This window comes from Celeribacter marinus (genome assembly GCF_001308265.1).
Classification (GTDB): Bacteria; Pseudomonadota; Alphaproteobacteria; order Rhodobacterales; family Rhodobacteraceae; genus Celeribacter; species Celeribacter marinus.
Genome location: NZ_CP012023.1, coordinates 2,037,154 through 2,050,684 on the forward strand (window position 1 = coordinate 2,037,154; position 13,531 = coordinate 2,050,684).

The 13,531-nt window shown below is 57.7% G+C and carries 14 protein-coding genes; 8 read left to right on the forward strand and 6 right to left on the reverse strand.

Annotated elements, in window-relative coordinates; translation table 11 throughout:
• Positions 1 to 4: 4 nt before the first annotated feature.
• Positions 5 to 472 carry a cupin domain-containing protein gene (locus IMCC12053_RS10210; RefSeq protein WP_062218718.1) on the forward strand — a complete coding sequence of 156 codons (468 nt, stop codon included), beginning with the start codon at positions 5 to 7 and terminating at the stop codon, positions 470 to 472.
• An 88-nt stretch (positions 473 to 560) separates the two neighbouring features.
• On the opposite strand, the gene IMCC12053_RS10215 is transcribed toward IMCC12053_RS10210, so the two are convergent.
• Positions 561 to 815 (reverse strand): DUF2798 domain-containing protein, encoded by a 255-nt coding sequence (locus IMCC12053_RS10215; RefSeq protein WP_062218720.1) that lies wholly within the window; start codon positions 813 to 815, stop codon positions 561 to 563.
• 197 nt (positions 816 to 1,012) lie between these two features.
• A complete protein-coding gene (locus IMCC12053_RS10220; RefSeq protein ID WP_062218722.1) occupies positions 1,013 to 2,116 on the reverse strand; it encodes an anhydro-N-acetylmuramic acid kinase in 1,104 nt (367 codons plus the stop codon).
• A gap of 72 nt (positions 2,117 to 2,188) precedes the next feature.
• Between IMCC12053_RS10220 and tyrS the strand changes: the two genes are divergently transcribed.
• Positions 2,189 to 3,445 (forward strand): tyrosine--tRNA ligase, encoded by a 1,257-nt coding sequence (gene tyrS / locus IMCC12053_RS10225; protein ID WP_062218724.1) that lies wholly within the window; start codon positions 2,189 to 2,191, stop codon positions 3,443 to 3,445.
• A 61-nt stretch (positions 3,446 to 3,506) separates the two neighbouring features.
• Here tyrS and IMCC12053_RS10230 read toward each other — a convergent pair whose 3' ends face one another.
• From IMCC12053_RS10230 to IMCC12053_RS10240, 3 genes are all read right to left on the reverse strand, one after another.
• On the reverse strand, positions 3,507 to 4,307 hold the full coding sequence (locus tag IMCC12053_RS10230; RefSeq protein ID WP_062218726.1) for a purine-nucleoside phosphorylase: 801 nt from the start codon (positions 4,305 to 4,307) through the stop codon (positions 3,507 to 3,509).
• 89 nt (positions 4,308 to 4,396) lie between these two features.
• Complete coding sequence (locus tag IMCC12053_RS10235) at positions 4,397 to 4,954, reverse strand: peptidylprolyl isomerase (protein ID WP_062218728.1); 558 nt, start codon at positions 4,952 to 4,954, stop codon at positions 4,397 to 4,399.
• Positions 4,947 to 5,453 carry a peptidylprolyl isomerase gene (locus IMCC12053_RS10240; RefSeq protein ID WP_062218730.1) on the reverse strand — a complete coding sequence of 169 codons (507 nt, stop codon included), beginning with the start codon at positions 5,451 to 5,453 and terminating at the stop codon, positions 4,947 to 4,949. Before IMCC12053_RS10240 ends, IMCC12053_RS10235 begins: the two co-directional genes overlap by 8 nt.
• A gap of 210 nt (positions 5,454 to 5,663) precedes the next feature.
• On the opposite strand from IMCC12053_RS10240, the gene IMCC12053_RS10245 reads away from it, so the two are divergent.
• The 6 genes from IMCC12053_RS10245 to IMCC12053_RS10275 all read left to right on the forward strand — a co-directional run bounded on the left by IMCC12053_RS10245 (position 5,664) and on the right by IMCC12053_RS10275 (position 12,462).
• Positions 5,664 to 6,839 (forward strand): phosphoglycerate kinase, encoded by a 1,176-nt coding sequence (locus tag IMCC12053_RS10245; RefSeq protein WP_062218732.1) that lies wholly within the window; start codon positions 5,664 to 5,666, stop codon positions 6,837 to 6,839.
• A gap of 241 nt (positions 6,840 to 7,080) precedes the next feature.
• Entirely contained in the window at positions 7,081 to 8,010 is a 930-nt protein-coding gene (locus IMCC12053_RS10255; protein WP_062218740.1) for a class I fructose-bisphosphate aldolase, read from the forward strand.
• A 197-nt stretch (positions 8,011 to 8,207) separates the two neighbouring features.
• Positions 8,208 to 8,510: an FtsB family cell division protein gene (locus IMCC12053_RS10260; RefSeq protein WP_062218742.1), complete on the forward strand. Its 303-nt coding sequence runs from the start codon at positions 8,208 to 8,210 to the stop codon at positions 8,508 to 8,510.
• A gap of 239 nt (positions 8,511 to 8,749) precedes the next feature.
• The gene (gene pdhA / locus IMCC12053_RS10265; protein WP_062218744.1) at positions 8,750 to 9,751 is read left to right on the forward strand and encodes a pyruvate dehydrogenase (acetyl-transferring) E1 component subunit alpha; all 1,002 of its coding nucleotides are present in this window, start codon (positions 8,750 to 8,752) and stop codon (positions 9,749 to 9,751) included.
• A 21-nt stretch (positions 9,752 to 9,772) separates the two neighbouring features.
• Complete coding sequence (locus tag IMCC12053_RS10270) at positions 9,773 to 11,146, forward strand: pyruvate dehydrogenase complex E1 component subunit beta (RefSeq protein ID WP_062218746.1); 1,374 nt, start codon at positions 9,773 to 9,775, stop codon at positions 11,144 to 11,146.
• Positions 11,147 to 11,157: 11 nt separating this feature from the next.
• The gene (locus IMCC12053_RS10275) at positions 11,158 to 12,462 is read left to right on the forward strand and encodes a pyruvate dehydrogenase complex dihydrolipoamide acetyltransferase (protein WP_062218750.1); all 1,305 of its coding nucleotides are present in this window, start codon (positions 11,158 to 11,160) and stop codon (positions 12,460 to 12,462) included.
• Positions 12,463 to 12,553: 91 nt separating this feature from the next.
• On the opposite strand, the gene cysE is transcribed toward IMCC12053_RS10275, so the two are convergent.
• A complete protein-coding gene (gene cysE, locus IMCC12053_RS10280; protein WP_062218752.1) occupies positions 12,554 to 13,372 on the reverse strand; it encodes a serine O-acetyltransferase in 819 nt (272 codons plus the stop codon).
• Between the last annotated feature and the right edge of the window lie 159 nt (positions 13,373 to 13,531).

A 13,531-nucleotide genomic window follows, 5' to 3' on the forward strand; every position in this document is an offset into this window, starting at 1 on the left:
CCCGATGAAACAGCGCAGCAACGACACCACCGCCGATGCCCTCATCGCCCGTCTCGGGTTGATGCCGCATCCGGAGGGTGGGCATTATCGCCAGACATGGATCGCCCCGACCGAGGGCGGCACCCAACCCGTTGGCGGTAACCGCCCTCACGGCACCTGCATCTATTTCCTGCTCAAAGCGGGGGAGACGAGCCATTGGCACCGCGTCGATGCCGTGGAGATTTGGCACTATTATGCTGGGGCGCCGCTGATCCTGTCGCTGTCTGAAACCGCGCATGGCCCCGCCACCGATCACACCCTTGGTCCCGATGTGCTTGGCGGCGACGCGCCGCAGATCATCGTGCAAAAACACCATTGGCAAGCGGCGCGTACCACGGGCAACTGGACGCTCGTCGGCTGCACCGTCTCACCCGCGTTTCATTTTGACGGGTTCGAATTGGCCGAGGCGGGGTTCGACATCCCGCGTGAGTAGTCAGACGTTAAACCCCGCGCCTTGTTTTGGTTAATGTGTGTAAAACCCGCGCCTCAAAGCCGTTAAAGACTTACACATTTGATGGGCGCTAGCCCCAAACTTTCGTTGCGATACGGTTCGACAGGAAAAAGGCAATCGGACCAACGCCGAGTGAGAACACAAAGGCCACGGGCCATGCGGTTGCGAAATGCAACATCCATTCAGACACCCATCCCGTGTGGAGTTGTCCCGGTAGGATCGAGCCGAAAATAAGCGTCATAAAAAACGCCATCATACAGGAAATAAACACCTGTGCGAGAATGATGGTCACCTTGTCTTTCTTGCGGATTTGGTCATCGGTCATCTGTATATCTTTCGTCTAACTGACGGAAAAGGCACAAAAAAAATGCACCTCTCCCAAGGATTGGAAGGGTGCCGCGGGTTCAATGACTAACTCAGAGGCACGGGGTGCATCGTGGGCGGGATAACCGGACCGCCCTCACGTTTTTCGGCTGCCTGTAATGTAGCCACGATTACGCGGGAGGGCAAGCCAAACACGGCTCAACCCGATGGCTTCGACACCCGCCCGCCGCCGATCGCTGCGGCCACGCCTGTGGTGCTTGGCGCCGAGGTGGGCAAACCGCGTTTGGCGCGTGCGGCGAGGTAGGCAAAGGCTTGCGCCTCCAACATATCGCCGTCCAAACCGACCGCCTCAACCGCCTCAACGGTGCAGTCGATTCCGGCCGCAAGCATCGCCATGAGGGTCGCGTTGTGCCGCCCGCCGCCGCAGACATAGACCGCCGTGGGGGGCGCTGGGCAATGCTCCATCGCCCGCGCGACACAGGCGGCGGCAAAGGCGGTGAGCGTGGCTGCGGCGTCCGCATCGGACAGGTCATCCACCGCCGTCAGGACATCATTAAAATCGTTACGGTCCAATGACTTGGGTGGCATTTTTAGAAAATAACTATGTTCTAATCCCTGTGCCACAATCGCCATATCAGGGGTGCCCTGCGCGGCCAATGCGCCGCCCGCATCATAGGGTTTCCCACGGCGGGCCTGCATCAAATCGTTCACCGGCGCATTGGCAGGCCCGGTGTCAAACGCCACCAGAGCGCCCTGTGCGGCGGGATCGGCCACGGCGGGGTCCACCCACGTCAGATTGCCGACACCGCCCATGTTGAGAAAGACCACGGGGGACGTTGCGCGAATATGGCGCGCCAAAGCATGGTGATAAAACGGCGCAAGCGGCGCGCCCTGCCCGCCCATTTCAACATCTGCTGATCGGAAATCCCAAACAACGGGAACGCCCATCACCTCGGCCAAAACCGCGCCATCGCCCGCCTGATAGGTGCGGCCATTGTCGGGATCGTGGTTAAACGTCTGGCCATGAAAGCCAATTAAGTCAAAGGGTTCCGTGAGGCATGACAGGGCTTCGGCATGGGCGGTCTCGATCAGTTCCACCGTCTGCGCGGGTGCGTCCCAAGTGCCAAGTGCGGCGCGTAACAGCGCTTGCTCCGCAGGGGCATAGGCGCGAAAATGGCTGTCGCCAAAGGCAATAATCTCAACCCCATCGGTGTGCACCAATGCCACATCAACACCGTCGAGCGAGGTGCCCGACATGCATCCCGCCACCCAAATCGGCTCACCGCGCGCCTCGTGCCTCATACCACTCTTCCCCTTTGGTCTTTGCCCAGATATATCAGGCCGCACCAAGGCTTTGAAAGGACAAAGAGCGCGATGACCTACCACCCTAAATCGGACTTCATGGCTGTGATGATTGAACGTGGCTTTCTTGCGGATTGCACGGATTATCAAGGCCTCGATGAAGCCTTTGCCAAGGGTGTTGTCCCCGCCTACATCGGCTTTGACGCGACCGCGAAATCGCTTCATGTCGGCTCGCTGATCCAGATTATGATGCTGCGGTGGCTGCAAAAAACCGGTCACCAGCCGATCACTCTCATGGGCGGCGGCACCACCAAAGTGGGCGATCCGAGTTTTCGCGCCGATGAGCGTCCGCTCCTTGATGATGCGGCGATCAACGCGAATATCGCGGGCATCCAAAAGGTGTTTTCGGCCTATATCGACTACGACACAGAGGCTGACAACAAGGCGCTGATGCTCAACAACGCCGAATGGTTGGAGGATCTCAATTACCTCGAATTCCTGCGCGACATCGGGCGGCATTTTTCGGTCAACCGGATGCTATCGTTTGAAAGCGTGAAATCGCGTCTGGATCGCGAGCAATCGCTGAGCTTTCTCGAATTCAACTACATGATCCTGCAAGCCTATGATTTTCTTGAGCTAAATCGCCGCTATGGCTGCCTGCTGCAAATGGGTGGTTCAGATCAATGGGGCAATATCGTCAACGGGATCGACCTGACGCGCCGCGTGTTGGACCATGAAATCTACGGGCTGACTTCGCCGTTGCTCACCACATCGGACGGCAAAAAGATGGGTAAATCCCTGTCTGGGGCGATCTGGCTCAACCCTGATATGTTGTCGCCCTACGAGTTCTGGCAGTTCTGGCGCAACACCACGGACGCCGATACGGGCCGTTTCTTGAAACTCTACACCGAGTTGCCCGTCGACGAATGTGAGCGCCTTGGCGCGCTTGAAGGCTCCGAGATCAACGCGGCAAAAATCATCCTCGCCAATGAGGTCACCACGCTGCTCCACGGCGCGGACGCGGCGGCGGCGGCAGAGGCCACGGCGCGCGAAGTGTTTGAAAAGGGCGGCATGGGCGATGATCTCCCCACGCTTGATCTAACGGCGGACGAGATCGGAGACGGCATTTCCATCGTGCAGCTTTTCGTGCGCTCGGGCCTTGCGGGATCTGGAAAAGAGGCGAAACGCCTATTCTCGGACAATGGCGCAAAGGTGAACGATGCGGATCAAAAGGACGCAGGACTGATGATCACCGCCGACATGTTGGCCACGCCGATGAAACTCAGCGCGGGGAAAAAGCGTCACGCCTTGGTCCAGATCAAGGGCTGATCGCACGCCTAAACCCGATCAAACGGCGCCGCTCATCCCGATGATCCGGCGCCGTTTTTCGTTATAAATCAGTGAGAAAGCGGCGAATGATGCGGCCCAGCTTTTCGGCCCCTACGGGCGCTGAGGCCTTGGTGTGTTCGTGGCTGATATGTTCGTTTCCTAGACCCGCCGCCATGTTGGTGACAACGGACACCGCGCAGCATTGCAGACCTAAAAACCGCGCTAAAATCACCTCCGGCACCGTCGACATGCCCACCGCGTCCGCGCCCAACAATTTGAGCATACGGATTTCGGCGGGAGTCTCAAAGTTCGGACCGGAATACCACGCATAGACACCCTCAATCAGGTTCTCGCCCTCTTGCGCCGCCGCCGCGTGCAGCGCCACGCGCAAGTTGGGATCATAGGCGGCGGTGAGGTTTACAAACCGCGCATCCGTAGGCTCGCCAATCAACGGTGAGCGGCCCGAATAGTTGATATGGTCGTTGATCAGCATCAGATTTCCGGGGGGAATATCGGCACGAAATGAGCCACAGGCATTGGTAACGAACAGCGTCTCGACGCCCAACTCCTTGAGGATTTCCAACGGCAAGCGCATCGCATCGGCGCGGCCATTTTCATAGTAATGTTCGCGCCCGCCCAAGATGGCCACCTCGACGCCCATTAGCGTCCCGATGGTGAGCGCCGCCGTGTGGCCCGACACGCCCGCATGGGGAAATCCCGCAAGATCGGCATAGGGGATCGACACGCCCTCCACCGCATCGGCCAAACTGCCAAGGCCGGAACCAAGGATAAAGCCCACGCGCGGGCGGGCATTGGGGGCAGCGGCGCGAATGGCGGTGAGGGATTTGGTGAAATCAGGCATCGGGCACTCCGTTTGGTTTGCCCTACTGAGACGAAAAACGGCGCGAGAGGCAAGCCCCCGCGCCGCGTAAAGTCACACTGCGTTCGCGATTACTCGGTCACGGTCACTTTTGTCATCACATCAGGCGCGCCGATCACGGCACCGTTTGGGCCATTCCCGCGCTTGATGTTGAACACAACGTCCATGCCGCTCGTGACCTTACCTACAACGGTGTATTGCCCGTTGAGGTGAGGCGCAGGCGCGAACATGATAAAGAACTGCGAGTTGGCGCTGTCAGGGCTTTGGCTACGCGCCATGCCCACAACGCCCGACTCAAAGCTCTCTTCGGAGAACTCGGCGGCCAGATCGTCATATTGCGATCCACCACGCCCTGCGGCTTGCATCGAAAACGCGTCCACGCCTTGTTTGCCGAATTCAACGTCACCCGTTTGCGCCATGAAGCCGTCGATCACGCGGTGAAATACCACGTTGTCATACGCGCCCTCATTGGCAAGTTTCACAATGTGCGCCACGTGATTTGGGGCGACATCATCCGCGAGGTCGATGTGAATGGTGCCATTGGCCTCGCCTGCGATCTCGATATCTAGACCGGTGGCAAATGCCGGACCTGCCGCCAGCGCGGCGATAAGGGCGAGAGATTTAAGCATCTGCGGCCACTTTCACGGAGATCATCACATCGGGGTATTGAGCCGGCTCGCCACGGGTGATCTTGTCGACCGCTTCCATGCCCGAGATTACGCGGCCATAGACCGTGTACTGACGGTTGAGGAAATGGTTGTCGGAGAAGTTGATAAAGAACTGCGAGTTGGCGGAGTTCGGATCTTGGCTACGCGCCGCGCCGATGGTGCCGCGATCGTGCGGGATGCCCGAGAATTCCGCTTTGACATTTGGCAAATCAGAGCCGCCTGTGCCCGCGCGGCGCAGTTCGAAGTCTTTGTTTTGGTTGCCGAATTGGACGTCGCCCGTCTGCGCCATGAACCCGTCGATCACGCGGTGGAACACAACGCCGTCATACATACCCGCACGCGCCAGCTCTTTCATACGCGCACAATGGTCCGGTGCGATGTCGGGCAGAAGTTCGATGACGACTTCGCCATTTTCAAGCTCAATCAGGATGGTGTTTTCGGGATCTTTATAATCGGTCATAGTGCCTCCAAAGGTCAAATTTGGCGGCACTCTAATCGCCCCGCGCGCGAAGGGAAAGACCCCGCTTTGCCGCGCAGCACTCACATCCGCGCGACCTCTTTGTTGACGCCGCGCCCGTGACAGCGCAAACAGGGGGAAATGGCCCGACCCTGATTTGAACCCCGTATTGAAGACCCCGTACTGAACTGTACTGAAGGTAAGGACACACCAATGGCTTGGAAAACTCTCGACGACATGGATCTGGACGGCAAAATCGTCCTCACGCGCGTAGATATCAACGTGCCGATGGACAGCGGGCGCGTCACGGATGCCACCCGCATTGCACGGATCAAACCGACCATTGACGATATCATCGCTGCTGGCGGCACGCCCGTGATGCTGGCCCACTTTGGCCGCCCCAAAGGCGAAGTGGTGCCCGAGATGTCATTGGCGCATATCTTGCCCGCCGTGACCGAGACACTGGGGCGTGATGTGACATTTATTGAACAACCATCGCGTGAGGCACTGGATGCCTTGCCTGCGGGCACGGTGGTTTTGGTGGAGAACACGCGGTTCACCACTATGGAAACCGACAACGACCCCAAAATGGCGCAGTTTCTGGCCTCGCTCGGCGATGTGTTTTGCAACGATGCATTTTCTGCGGCGCACCGCGCGCATGCCTCGACCGAAGGCGTGGCACATCTGTTGCCATCGTGCGCGGGTCGCCTCATGGCCCAAGAGCTTGGCGCGTTGGAAAAGGCGCTCACCACGCCCGAGCGCCCTGTTGTGGCCGTGGTTGGCGGCGCGAAAGTCTCGACCAAACTTGATCTGTTGGGCAACCTCGTGCGCAAGGTTGATTTCCTTGTGATCGGTGGCGGCATGGCCAATACATTTCTGGCCGCCAAAGGGATCGATGTTGGTAAATCGTTGTGCGAGCACGATCTGGCCGAAACGGCGCGCGAGATCCTCAAGAAAGCCGACGAAGCGGGATGCGAGATCATTTTGCCCGTCGATATCGTTGTGGCGCGCGAATTCAAAGCCAACGCGGCGAACGAGACCGTTGGCGTTGACGCCTGCCCCAGTGATGCGATGATTTTTGACGCAGGGCCACAGTCTGTCGCTCGTATCAACGAGATCATTACGGGGGCAAAAACCCTTGTGATGAACGGCCCGCTTGGTGTGTTCGAGCTTGAGCCGTTCGGCACCGGCACATTCGCCATGCTTGATACGATTGCGGCGCAAACCACGGCGGGCGCACTGGTGTCTGTGGCGGGCGGCGGCGACACGGTGGCCGCGATCAACGCCTCTGGCCACGCCGATGCGTTCACCTATATCTCGACCGCGGGTGGTGCGTTCCTTGAGTGGATGGAGGGCAAGACCCTCCCCGGTGTCGCCGCTCTGGGCTAACCATCCTCACATACCATTGAACCTATGCGGGCCATCTCACATGAGGTGGCCCGTTTTGCGTGTGGGTGGAGCGTGAACATTGCCCCAGATCAAGGTTTCACAGCTATCAAACGATATAATATCGGTGCGTGCAGGATATGTGAGCGCAATCATTGCGGCTGTTAGCGCAACCCGTGTTGCCGTTGTGAAAAGGCTTGCTAAACCGCTCGCAGGATCGGACCAAATCTTAGGAAGTACCCTGATGAAAACCACACGCATTGTTCAAAAAATTCTTGCCAATTACGAAAGCGAAACTCCAGGCGTAAAGGCCAACCTTGCGCGGATTTTGATGGAAGGCAAACTGGGCGGCACGGGCAAGTTGATCATACTGCCCGTTGACCAAGGGTTTGAACACGGCCCCGCGCGCTCCTTTGCGGCGAACCCCGCAGGCTACGACCCCCACTATCACTACCAGTTGGCGATTGATGCGGGCATGTCGGCCTACGCCGCGCCGCTCGGCCCACTCGAGGCCGGTGCAGACACGTTTTGCGGTCAAATCCCAACCATTCTAAAAGTGAACTCCGCCAACTCCCTGATGGGCAACGGCGCGGGCAAGAACCAAGCGATTACCGCCTCCGTCGATGACGCGCTGCGCCTTGGCTGTGCCGCAATCGGGTTCACCATCTACCCCGGTTCCGACATGGCCGTGGACATGATCGAAGAGATCAAAGATATGCGCCGCGAAGCCGCCTCCAAAGGGATCGCGACCGTGATCTGGTCCTATCCGCGCGGTGAGGCCATCACCAAAGACGGTGAAACTGCAATTGATGTGGCCGCCTACGCCGCGCACATGGCCGCCCTTCTGGGCGCGCATATCATCAAAATCAAACTGTCCACCGATCATTTGATGCTGCCCGAAGCCAAGGCGGTCTACGAGGACAAAAAGATTGCGATTTCGACCATGGCCGAGCGCGTCAAACATTGCGTCGATGCCTCGCTTGGTGGTCGTCGTATCATCGTGTTCTCGGGTGGAGCGTCCAAAGGCGCCGATGCGGTCTATGACGATGCCCGCGCAATTCGTGACGGCGGCGGCAACGGGTCGATCATTGGGCGCAACTCGTTCCAACGCTCACGCCCCGAGGCCTTGGCCATGCTTGCCCAACTTGTTGAGATCTACAAAGGCAAAGCGTGATTTCGACCCTTTGGTGAGTCCGAAAAGACACGAAAAGATATGTCAAAAGGCGCTTTCGAGCGCCTTTTTGCTTTTGTAGGCCTTTGTTTCAAAAAGGGGATTCACAAGGCGAATCACCTGTGGCATAGAGGTCCAACGGATCACCCTTTCAAGAGGTGGCCGTGAGGCAGATACAACCTAACGAGGCAACCGGGCATATGGCAGTCGCAAAACGCCGTCCTTCCATCGCTGTTCTGATTTACACCGCCAGCGTCGTGACGCTTGGCGGGTATTTCACGTTTGCGTCCGTTCAGGGCGAATACGGGTTGTTTCGTCGTATCCAGATCGAGGCCGAACGCGGCGCATTGCAAAGCACCTCGGACTTGCTTGAGGCGGAACTGGCCGACATGCGCAATAAATCCATGCGCCTGTCCGATGGCTATCTCGATCTTGATCTACTTGATGAACAGGCGCGCGATGTCTTGGGCTATTTGCGTACAGATGAAATTGTGATCCGTTAATCTGCGGATCTGCGGGTTAAACCCAGCGGTACAATTCCATATAAATCACACAAAACACGCTGACTTGCGCATTTCAACGCAGGCATTCCGCCTATGCATGGCTGCGTCCCGCATATGGGTGTAAATTATCCGTGCATTTTGAATGCAACCCCTGTATGATATTGTTTAACGTTAAACTATATACCAAGACTCTGTCGAATTCCCGACAGATCAGCCGCGACTTTGGAGGAGGAGGCCGCATGGCAGCCAAGAAAACCACCGCAAAAGCGGCGAGCAAAGCAAACGTCTCAAAAGACGAGCTGCTCGCCTATTACAAGGACATGCTCCTTATCCGCCGTTTTGAAGAGAAGGCAGGCCAACTCTATGGCATGGGTCTCATCGGTGGATTTTGTCACCTTTATATCGGCCAAGAGGCCGTTGTTGTAGGCCTTGAGGCCGCAACAAAAGAGGGCGACAAGCGCATCACATCTTACCGCGACCACGGGCACATGCTCGCGTGCGGCATGGACCCCAAGGGCGTGATGGCAGAGCTTACCGGTCGCGAAGGCGGCTATTCCAAAGGTAAGGGCGGCTCAATGCACATGTTCTCCAAAGAGAAGCATTTCTACGGCGGCCACGGCATTGTCGGCGCACAAGTGCCACTCGGTGCGGGTCTGGCGTTCTCCGACAAATACAAAGGCAACGACAACGTGACCTTTGCCTACTTTGGCGATGGCGCAGCCAACCAAGGTCAGGTTTACGAGACCTACAACATGGCCCAGCTTTGGGATCTTCCGGTGATTTTCGTCATCGAGAACAACCAATACGCTATGGGCACCTCAGTGCAACGCTCCACCAAATCGCCTTCCCTTTGGGAACGCGGTGCCGCCTACGGCATCAAAGGCGAAGAGGTTGACGGCATGGACGTTCTGGCCGTGAAAGAAGCGTCCGAGAAAGCTGTCGCACATTGTCGCGCCGGTCTTGGCCCCTACATTCTCGAAGTGAAAACATATCGTTACCGTGGTCACTCCATGTCTGACCCCGCAAAATACCGCACCCGCGAAGAGGTGCAAAAAATACGCGAAGAGCGCGATCCGATCGAGAACATCCGCGGGCTGCTGTTGACTGGCAACCACGCCACTGAGGATGACCTCAAAGCGATCGATAAAGAGATCAAAGAGGTGGTGAACGCCTCTGCAGAGTTTGCCAAAGAGAGCCCCGAGCCCGCTTTGGAAGAACTCTGGACCGACATTTACGCGTGATCCGAGGGAGGATTTAAACCAATGGCTACCGAACTTCTTATGCCCGCCCTCTCCCCCACTATGGAGGAAGGCACGCTCGCGAAATGGCTCGTCAAAGAGGGCGGCACCGTTAAATCCGGTGACATTATTGCGGAAATTGAAACCGACAAAGCAACCATGGAATTCGAAGCCGTGGATGAGGGTGTGATGGGCAAAATCCTGATCGCTGAAGGCACTGAAGGCGTCAAAGTGAACGCCGTCATCGCGATTTTGGTTGAGGAAGGCGAAGACGCCTCCGATCTCGGCGCCACCGCGGCCCCTGCCGCACCCGCCGAGGCCGCACCAGTGGCCGCCGCACCCGTATCAGTGCCCGCGACCGCTGCGGCACCCGTTGCTGTCAAAGAGGTCACACCTGATTGGCCCGAAGGCACCCCGATGAAAAAGCAGACCGTGCGCGAAGCGCTACGTGATGCAATGTCTGAGGAAATGCGCCGCGACGAAAACGTGTTCTTGATGGGCGAGGAAGTCGCTGAATACCAAGGTGCGTACAAGATCTCGCAAGGGATGCTTGACGAGTTCGGGTCTAAGCGCGTCATCGACACGCCAATCACCGAGCACGGGTTTGCGGGCATTGCCACGGGCGCTGCCTTTGGTGGGTTGCGTCCGATCGTGGAGTTCATGACCTTTAACTTCGCGATGCAGGCGATTGACCACCTGATCAACTCGGCGGCCAAGACGCTTTATATGTCTGGCGGTCAAATGGGTGCGCCAATGGTGTTTCGTGGGGCCAACGGTGCCGCGGCGCGCGTCGGTGCACAGCACTCGCAGTGTTACGCCGCATGGTACGCACAGGTTCCTGGCCTCAAAGTTGTGATGCCCTACTCGGCCTCCGACTATAAAGGTCTGATGAAAACCGCGATCCGCGACGACAACCCCGTGATCTTCCTCGAAAACGAAATCCTCTATGGCAAGCAATTCGATGTGCCTGACGTTGAGGATTACACCGTGCCATTCGGCAAGGCCCGTATCTGGCGCGAGGGCACTGATGTGACCATCGTGTCCTTTGGCATCGGCATGACCTACGCACTCGAAGCCGCTGACAAGCTGGCCGAAGAGGGTATTTCAGCCGAAGTTATCGACCTGCGCACCCTGCGCCCCATCGACTACGACACTGTGTTGGCCTCGGTTCAGAAAACCAACCGCTGTGTCACCGTCGAAGAGGGTTGGCCAGTGGGCGCAATCGGCAACCACTTGTCCGCGACAATCATGCAGCGCGCGTTCGATTACCTCGACGCCCCTGTGATCTGCTGCACAGGCAAGGACGTGCCAATGCCCTATGCCGCCAACCTCGAAAAACACGCGCTCTTGACCACAGACGAAGTGGTCGCCGCCGTGAAAGAAGTCACCTACCGTTAAGGAGAAAAACAATGGCTATTGAACTACTTATGCCCGCGCTTTCTCCGACAATGGAGGAAGGCACCCTGTCGAAATGGCTCGTCAAAGAGGGCGATACCGTTAAATCCGGCGATGTGATTGCGGAGATCGAAACGGACAAGGCAACGATGGAATTCGAAGCCGTGGACGAAGGCGTGATTGGCAAAATCCTTGTCGCTGAGGGCACCGAGGGCGTGAAAGTAAACGCGCCGATTGCGGTGATCTTGGAAGACGGCGAAGATGCCTCTGCGGCGGACACTGTAGGGGCATCCGCCCCTGCGCCCGCCGCTCCGGCGGCGGTCGATGCGCCTGCTGCCGTGGCCTCTGCTCCTGCCGCAGCGGCCTCTACCCCCGCCGCACCTGCTTCGGGCGGCGCACGTGTGTTTGCCTCACCTTTGGCACGCCGCATCGCTGCGCAAAACGGTGTCGATCTGACAACGATCACAGGCACAGGCCCAAAGGGTCGCATTGTGAAAGCAGACGTTGAGGGCGCACAAGCCGCACCCAAAGCGGCCGCGCCACAAGCCGCTGCTGCGGCACCTGCACCGACGACAGCCGCGCCCACGGGCATGTCTGCCGATGTTGTGGCGAAAATGTACGCGGACCGCGATTACGATGAGGTCAAACTCGACGGGATGCGCAAAACCATTGCCGCACGTCTCACCGAGGCCAAACAGACCATCCCGCATTTCTATCTGCGCCGCGATGTTCAGTTGGATGCGCTCCTTAAATTCCGCTCACAGCTCAACAAGCAGCTTGAGGGCAAGGGCGTGAAACTCTCGGTCAACGACTTCATCATCAAAGCTGTCGCAAATGCGCTGCAAGAGGTTCCTGAGGCCAATGCTGTTTGGGCCGGCGACCGCGTGTTGCAACTCAAACCGTCCGATGTGGCGGTGGCCGTGGCAATCGAGGGCGGGTTGTTTACCCCCGTGCTCAAAGACGCCGATATGAAATCGCTCTCCGCGCTGTCCAAAGAGATGAAAGACCTCGCAGGACGTGCACGGGACCGCAAATTGGCCCCGCATGAATACCAAGGTGGCTCCTTCGCGATCTCCAACCTCGGCATGTTCGGCATCGACAATTTCGACGCCATTGTGAACCCACCCCACGCGGGCATTCTCGCGGTCGGTGCGGGCAAACCCAAACCCGTTGTGGGCGCGGACGGTGAGTTGAAAGTGGCGACAGTTATGTCCATGACCATGTCCGTAGATCACCGCGTGATCGACGGCGCAGTTGGGGCAAAACTGATCAACTCCATCGTTGAGAACCTCGAAAATCCTGTGGCGATGTTGGCCTAAGGCCGCATCAAAACTTGCACAAATCGAACAAAAAGCCCCCACAGATCACTCTGTGGGGGCTTTTTACTGTCTAAATTCGATAATCTCCCGACTAGCTATCGGTCGACCGTGTCCCGATCAATTGGTTCATCGACACCGATGGCTGCGAACATCCTGCCTCGCCCACGACCTTTGCGGGGACGCCCGCGACCGTGGTGCAGGGTGGCACTTCGTTCAAAACCACCGATCCGGCAGCAATGCGCGAACAGTGCCCGATCTGGATATTGCCGAGCACCTTGGCCCCTGCTCCGATCAAAACACCATCACCAATCTTGGGGTGGCGATCTTCCTCTTCCTTACCGGTGCCACCAAGCGTCACATCGTGCAAAATCGACACGTTATCACCGATCACGGCCGTCTCACCGAACACAAGGCTATGGGCATGGTCAAGAAAGATGCCCTTACCGATGCGGCAATTGGGATGAATATCAATCGAGAACAATTCGGAGACGCGCATCTGGATGAAATAGGCCAAATCCCTGCGCCCCCGTTTCCACAACCAATGCGACACGCGATGCGCCTGAACCGCTTGGAAACCTTTGAAATACAACAAAGGTTGGATATAGGCGTGGCAGGCTGGATCACGGTCATATACGGCGGCGAGATCGGCGCGCGCCGCATCTGCCAAACTGTCATCATCGGCGTAGGCCTCATCGGCAATCTCACGGATCAGCTGTTCCGACATCTCTGGAGAGGCCAGCTTTTGCGCCAAACGATAGGCCAAAGCGTCCTCAAATCCCTCGTGATGCAAGATACACGCATGCACCATTCCGCCCAAAAGCGGCTCGTCGCCCACCGCCGCTTGGGCCTCGGACACGATCCGCGTCCAAACGGGATCGATCTTTGAAATCTGGGCTTTGGTTTTGGCCATAGTGACATCCTCTTCAGCGTGATCCTACTATAGATAGGCTGAACTGCCAAAGCGCAAGTGTGTGATGATGACAATTCACCATCGTGATGACCAAAACGCAACGTAAGGGCGCAGCCACACGGATGTCGCTACGCCTCTGATCAAGCTATATTTTTTCTG

Excerpts from the sequence above, each read along its gene's own strand:
- IMCC12053_RS10210 (WP_062218718.1), top strand. The coding sequence starts at position 5 with ATGAAACAGCGCAGCAACGACACCACCGCCGATGCCCTCATCGCCCGT.
- IMCC12053_RS10215 (WP_062218720.1), bottom strand. The coding sequence starts at position 815 with ATGACCGATGACCAAATCCGCAAGAAAGACAAGGTGACCATCATTCTC.
- IMCC12053_RS10220 (WP_062218722.1), bottom strand. The coding sequence starts at position 2,116 with ATGAGGCACGAGGCGCGCGGTGAGCCGATTTGGGTGGCGGGATGCATG.
- tyrS (WP_062218724.1), top strand. The coding sequence starts at position 2,189 with ATGACCTACCACCCTAAATCGGACTTCATGGCTGTGATGATTGAACGT.
- IMCC12053_RS10230 (WP_062218726.1), bottom strand. The coding sequence starts at position 4,307 with ATGCCTGATTTCACCAAATCCCTCACCGCCATTCGCGCCGCTGCCCCC.
- IMCC12053_RS10235 (WP_062218728.1), bottom strand. The coding sequence starts at position 4,954 with ATGCTTAAATCTCTCGCCCTTATCGCCGCGCTGGCGGCAGGTCCGGCA.
- IMCC12053_RS10240 (WP_062218730.1), bottom strand. The coding sequence starts at position 5,453 with ATGACCGATTATAAAGATCCCGAAAACACCATCCTGATTGAGCTTGAA.
- IMCC12053_RS10245 (WP_062218732.1), top strand. The coding sequence starts at position 5,664 with ATGGCTTGGAAAACTCTCGACGACATGGATCTGGACGGCAAAATCGTC.
- IMCC12053_RS10255 (WP_062218740.1), top strand. The coding sequence starts at position 7,081 with ATGAAAACCACACGCATTGTTCAAAAAATTCTTGCCAATTACGAAAGC.
- IMCC12053_RS10260 (WP_062218742.1), top strand. The coding sequence starts at position 8,208 with ATGGCAGTCGCAAAACGCCGTCCTTCCATCGCTGTTCTGATTTACACC.
- pdhA (WP_062218744.1), top strand. The coding sequence starts at position 8,750 with ATGGCAGCCAAGAAAACCACCGCAAAAGCGGCGAGCAAAGCAAACGTC.
- IMCC12053_RS10270 (WP_062218746.1), top strand. The coding sequence starts at position 9,773 with ATGGCTACCGAACTTCTTATGCCCGCCCTCTCCCCCACTATGGAGGAA.
- IMCC12053_RS10275 (WP_062218750.1), top strand. The coding sequence starts at position 11,158 with ATGGCTATTGAACTACTTATGCCCGCGCTTTCTCCGACAATGGAGGAA.
- cysE (WP_062218752.1), bottom strand. The coding sequence starts at position 13,372 with ATGGCCAAAACCAAAGCCCAGATTTCAAAGATCGATCCCGTTTGGACG.